The sequence below is a fragment of the Collinsella sp. AM09-41 genome, assembly GCF_003473245.1.
Taxonomy (GTDB): Bacteria; Actinomycetota; Coriobacteriia; order Coriobacteriales; family Coriobacteriaceae; genus Collinsella.
The window spans coordinates 1-4,861 of the sequence record NZ_QRMJ01000018.1 but is presented as its reverse complement, the minus strand read 5'-3'; the positions used below and the strand labels follow the sequence as shown (position 1 = coordinate 4,861).

Sequence of the window (4,861 nt, the reverse complement as noted above, 5' to 3'; positions counted from 1 at the left end):
GCCGTGGCGCTCGGCGTGTTCGGGGCCGTGCTCGCCGTCGCCGGGCGCCTGCCGCTCGGGCCCGCTCCGCTTGCGGCCGCCTGGGCGGGCATCGTGCTGGGCAGCCTGCCCCTCTACGCGCTGGGGCTCGGCGTGGCCCTGCGCCTCGGCCGCAACGCCGCCATCGGCGCCGGCGCGGCGGGGGTGCTCCTCGCGTTCTTCTCGGTGGGCGGACTTGCGCACGGCCTCATGACCGGCCAGCTCACCGGTGCCCTGGCGACCCCCCTGAGCTGGGTGCCGCTCGCCTGGCCCGCGCGCCTGGGGTCGCTCGGGGTGGAGGCCTTCATCGACGCCGCACGCGCGGCGGGCCCTCTCCTCACGACTGCGCTCGCTGGCCTCGTGCTCACCCTGGCAGCCGACGCCGTCCTTCTGGCCTGGTTCTGCCGCTTCGAGGACGGGAGGGCAGATGCGTAGGAGGCCGCTCGCCGCCATGCTCGCCCTCCTCTCCGTAGCTCTCCTTCTGGGCGGGAATGCCCTGCTCGACGCCGGCTGGGGGTCGGCGCTGCGCTCGATCGCCGACCGCGTGCTGCCCAACACTGAGATCGCCATGTGGGCGCCCGCGCCCGAGCCCGGCAGCCACGCGAGCTCCTACGCCGACGCCACCGGGGCGGGGGCGAACTACGTCTACCTGGTGGACGCGGCGGACGACAGGGGCGATGTCCGAGAGCTCCAGCTCATCTTCTTCGGGCGGGAGTCGGACGGCGAGGGCTGGCTCGGGATCGAGGCGCACGGCGGCTCGGGCGTGCGCTTCCGCGTGTGCGACGCGGCCGAGGCACCCGCGGCTGCGCGCGGGGCTCTGGACCGCTGAGCGCGGCGCTAGTACAATTCCGACGAGAGTTTCAGGAGGTCAACATGGCGAGGATACTGGCAGTGGATGATGAACGGGCGATCCTCGACGCGCTCGCGCGCGTCCTCGGCCGCGACGGCCATGAGGTCGTCAGGGCGGCGGACCCGACGGCGGTCCCGGGGATGGACCTCTCGCGCTTCGACCTCGTGCTCTGCGACGTCATGATGCCGGGGCTCGACGGCTTCGAGCTCGTGCGACAGATCCGCCCGGACTTCGACGGGCCCATCGTCTTCCTGACCGCGCGCGTGGCCGAGGAGGACGCCGTGGCCGGCTACGGCCTGGGCGCCGACGACTACGTCCGCAAGCCCTTCGGGGCCGCGGAGCTGCGCGCCAAGGTCGCGGCCCATCTACGCCGTGAGCGCCGGCCGCGCTCGCACGCCCTCTCCTTCGGGGAGGTGCGGATCGACCTCGGGGCGCGCGGCCTCTCCGTGGGCGGCGAGGCCGTGCCGCTCACGCCCACCGAGTACGCCATCTGCGAGTACCTCGCGCGCCACCCCGGGCAGGTCATGAGCCGCGCGCAGATACGCGAGGCGGTGCTCGGCTGGGAGAGCGACGCCGACGATGCGGCCATATCCATGCAGGTCAGCCGCGCCCGGAGGAAACTCTCCGAGGCCGGCGCCGATCCGATCGCGACCGTCTGGGGGATGGGGTACAAGTGGCAGCTCTGAGGATCGGGGCGCGAGGTCGCGGGGGCATGCCGCTCTCCTTCGTCATCGCGCGCTACTTCGCCTACGCTTTCGCGGCGGTCGCCACGGCGTGGCTCGCCTCGTTCATGGTGCTCTCCGCGGCGATCAACGTGGGCTATGTCTACGAGGCAAGCTGGGGGCCGGCCAATGCGCGCGATGTCGCGGAGGGCCTGGCACGCGACGGCGTCTGCGGGCAGCAGGACGTGCCGACGGCCTACCGCTACCTCATCCTGAACAAGGACGGAAACGTGATGATGACAGACCTCGAGGGCACGCGGCTCGAGGATGCGACGGAAATGGCCCGTGCGGCACTCGCCGCGGATCCGGGCACAGTGGAGATCGAGGGCGGGGGCTCGGGCCTCACCTACGCTGCGTTCCCGCTCAAGGGCGGCGGGGCCTGCGCACTCGTCAGCGAGTACCTGCCGCAGTGGGTCTCGCGCGATCTCGCCGGCCTGCTTCCCAACCCGCAGAACCTCATGCTCGTCGGCGCCGCTGTGGGAAGCGCGCTCGCGCTCGCGCTCGTGGCGCGCCGTGCGAGCCGCGTGATCTCGCGCAAGATGGCGCCGCTCGCGGAGGCGGCGGGGCGCGTCGGCGCGGGGGAGCTCGACTTCGCGGTCGGCAGCACCAACGTACGTGAGGTGAACGACGTCCTCGCCGCGATGGACGCCATGCGGGCCTCCCTCGCCGAGTCGCTCGAGGCCCGCTGGGCCGCGGAGCGGGGGCAGCGCGAGCAGATGGCGTCGCTCGCCCACGACCTCAAGACGCCGCTTACCGTGCTGCGCGCCAACGCCGACTTCGTGGCGGAGGAGCTGGAAGATGAGAATGACAGCGACCTCTCGGCCGCCGCGCGCGACATAGCCGGCGGTGTCGAAAGGCTCGACGGCTATGTGCGCCTGCTCATCGAGGCCTCGCGCGGGTCCGGCGGGGCGGAGAGGGCCCCCATGCGGCCGGCCGAGCTCTGCGAACAGGTCCTCGCCGAGGCCGCCCAGATCGCCCGGGCGCGAGGCGTGGCGCTCGACGCGGCCACGGGCCCCGCTGTCGCGGACGCGCCCGAGGCCCCGCTCGACCGAACCGCCCTGGCGCGAGCCGCCGCGAACCTCGTGGCCAACGCCGCCGAGCACGCGCGCTCGCGCGTGGCGGTCTCCTGCGACGTCGCGGGCGGACACCTCGTCATCGAGGTGGCCGACGACGGACCGGGCTTCTCTCCCGCCGCCCTCGAACGCGGCTGCGAGCGCCTCTTCACAGACGACTCGTCCCGCTCCTCGCGCGACGGAGGCCGCCACTACGGGCTCGGCCTCCACGTCGCCTCCGAGGCCGCGAGCGCCCACGGGGGCTCCGTCTCGCTCGCCAACAGCCCCTCGGGCGGCGCGGTGGCCACCATCGCGGTCCCCCTGTGCGGGGCCTGACGAATCAGGCCCCGCACACTGGCATGCCTCGCAACCAAACGCCTCCCGGATAATTCATGAGGCCGTACTCGTATTCGAGCCTGTCTATCTCCGCGGCGAGGGCCTCCGTCATGTAGAAGGTTTTCGTGCGGCCCGTCGACTTCGCCAGGTGGTCGTACCTGTTCGAGAGGTCCTCGGGGATTCTCAGGACTGCGGTGGCGGTTGCCATGATGCACCTCCCGGTTAGATGCAATACGTGTATTACATTCTGTCACATCACCCGCACCGGCGTACGGCCGCATCTGCTCTTTTACCTTACCTTATGTCAACCGGCCCATGGTTGGCTTATTCAGCCGGATTAAATCAAGCATTAAATCAATCCAGACCTATAAGGGGCGGTGGAAATCCATTGAGGAATGAGGGCGCCGTCCCTAGGTCGGCTCCTCGATGGCCGCGGCTGAATTCCCCTGCCATCGTCTGCGTGGGTTCCGGCACGGGGTTCTGGCACTGCTCGAGTGGGGCACAAGGCTCGGCTGTCGGTCGTGCCGGACGGCATACGTTTTGAGACCGGCAAGCTGTTGCCGGCTCGAGGACAGCGGCCCGGTGCACCGGGCCGATCGATAGAGGACTCAGGTTCACAGCGCAGTTTCTTGGGGCTCGCATATATAGGAAGACTTGATCGGCAATCGATTTTAATGAAGTCGACAGCGCATGTCAGAGCTTTCAACAAACCGCAGGTAAATCCGTGTACCAAAAATTGGTACACGGATTTACCTGCGATGTTCATGCTTGGTCAAAAGCCCATCAAGCGATATATTCATTATTTTAATGCGCGCGCCTGAGCTTTTGGCTGAAGTGGCAGTCCGACCGCCGGCAGGCGGCCACGCTATGTCCAAAGGCCACGCCTACTCCCAGTGCCCGGCTACGTCGACGACCCAGTGCTGCCCGTCGAGTTCCTGCCGCAGGGCTACATCAGGGACGTCTTATTGGGGGACGACCACATGGAACCCCGGGAGATCAAGCTGTACGGCTGATCCATCCGTCAACAACATGTCAAAGCCCCAAACCCAACAGGATCGCGAACGAGGGGATGAATTGACCGCCCGGGTATTTGCGCCCGGGCGGTCAATTTTATCAACCATGGGTGCGATTCTGTGAGGCCATTTTTTTGGCATCCGCCGTTTGCTCCGGTCTCAACGCACCCATCGACCGTTCAGTTATCTTTGCGAACGCGACCACGTGCGCATTTGTCGAACAATCAAATGTCCGACAATGTCTGACGGAGCTGTCAGACATTCACGCACGAGCAGGTGAGCTTCGCGAGCGATTGTAGGCAACTAGTAGCCCCAGCTGCGTCTTTGGCGCAGGTTCGACGTCTGACATCTTGAATGTCTGACGTCGAACGAAGCTGGTTGATAACAAGCAGGTGGAATAAACATGGAGCCCGACACCTCTCGCGCAATCGGCGCGCGGCAAGGGTCTGGCCCATCTCATATGTTGCCAACGCTAACGGTGAACCTGAGCGCCCGGGCACATTCTTTGTTGGCTGAAACCGGCATAGCAACTAGCGGAAGGCATCATCGAAGGAGTGTGCTGGAAAGCACCCGTCTCCTTAACTGTTAGAAATGCAAGTTAATAATCTATGTGGTCAATATAATACCGTTGAACCAGCGTATCGATACCGCTCAGCCATTCGCCTCGCCCCCATCGCACGCATCTTCATCCGGTCTGTTACTTTTAATCTAACGATTCTTTGAGGAACGTAGGTGCTTCTGAATGTACTGTCGACTTCTTCTCAAACTGATCCTAAGAGACAAGGCCGCATGGATTTGTACGCTCGTTCTCGCCGCGGCCTTTTCCGTCCCCATTGCGTTCAATTCACCCATCTACGGGCCCTTCTTTAT

4 protein-coding genes and 1 pseudogene are annotated in these 4,861 nt (G+C 66.4%); 4 read left to right on the top strand and 1 reads right to left on the bottom strand.

All coding sequences use genetic code 11. The features are described 5' to 3' along the window. From DW112_RS09975 to DW112_RS09760, 4 genes and pseudogenes are all read left to right on the top strand, one after another. A pseudogene (locus DW112_RS09975) lies at window positions 1-453 on the top strand (lantibiotic ABC transporter permease); the annotation flags it as partial. Window positions 454-469: 16 nt separating this feature from the next. Then, complete coding sequence (locus DW112_RS09770; RefSeq protein ID WP_147351848.1) at window positions 470-847, top strand: hypothetical protein; 378 nt, start codon at window positions 470-472, stop codon at window positions 845-847. A 44-nt stretch (window positions 848-891) separates the two neighbouring features. Next, window positions 892-1,554 (top strand): response regulator transcription factor, encoded by a 663-nt coding sequence (locus DW112_RS09765; protein WP_118328848.1) that lies wholly within the window; start codon window positions 892-894, stop codon window positions 1,552-1,554. Between the two features lie 26 nt (window positions 1,555-1,580). Continuing rightward, entirely contained in the window at window positions 1,581-2,978 is a 1,398-nt protein-coding gene (locus DW112_RS09760) for a sensor histidine kinase KdpD (RefSeq protein WP_118328847.1), read from the top strand. Window positions 2,979-2,982: 4 nt separating this feature from the next. Here DW112_RS09760 and DW112_RS09755 read toward each other — a convergent pair whose 3' ends face one another. Beyond that, a complete protein-coding gene (locus tag DW112_RS09755) occupies window positions 2,983-3,186 on the bottom strand; it encodes a ribbon-helix-helix domain-containing protein (protein WP_118328846.1) in 204 nt (67 codons plus the stop codon). Between the last annotated feature and the right edge of the window lie 1,675 nt (window positions 3,187-4,861).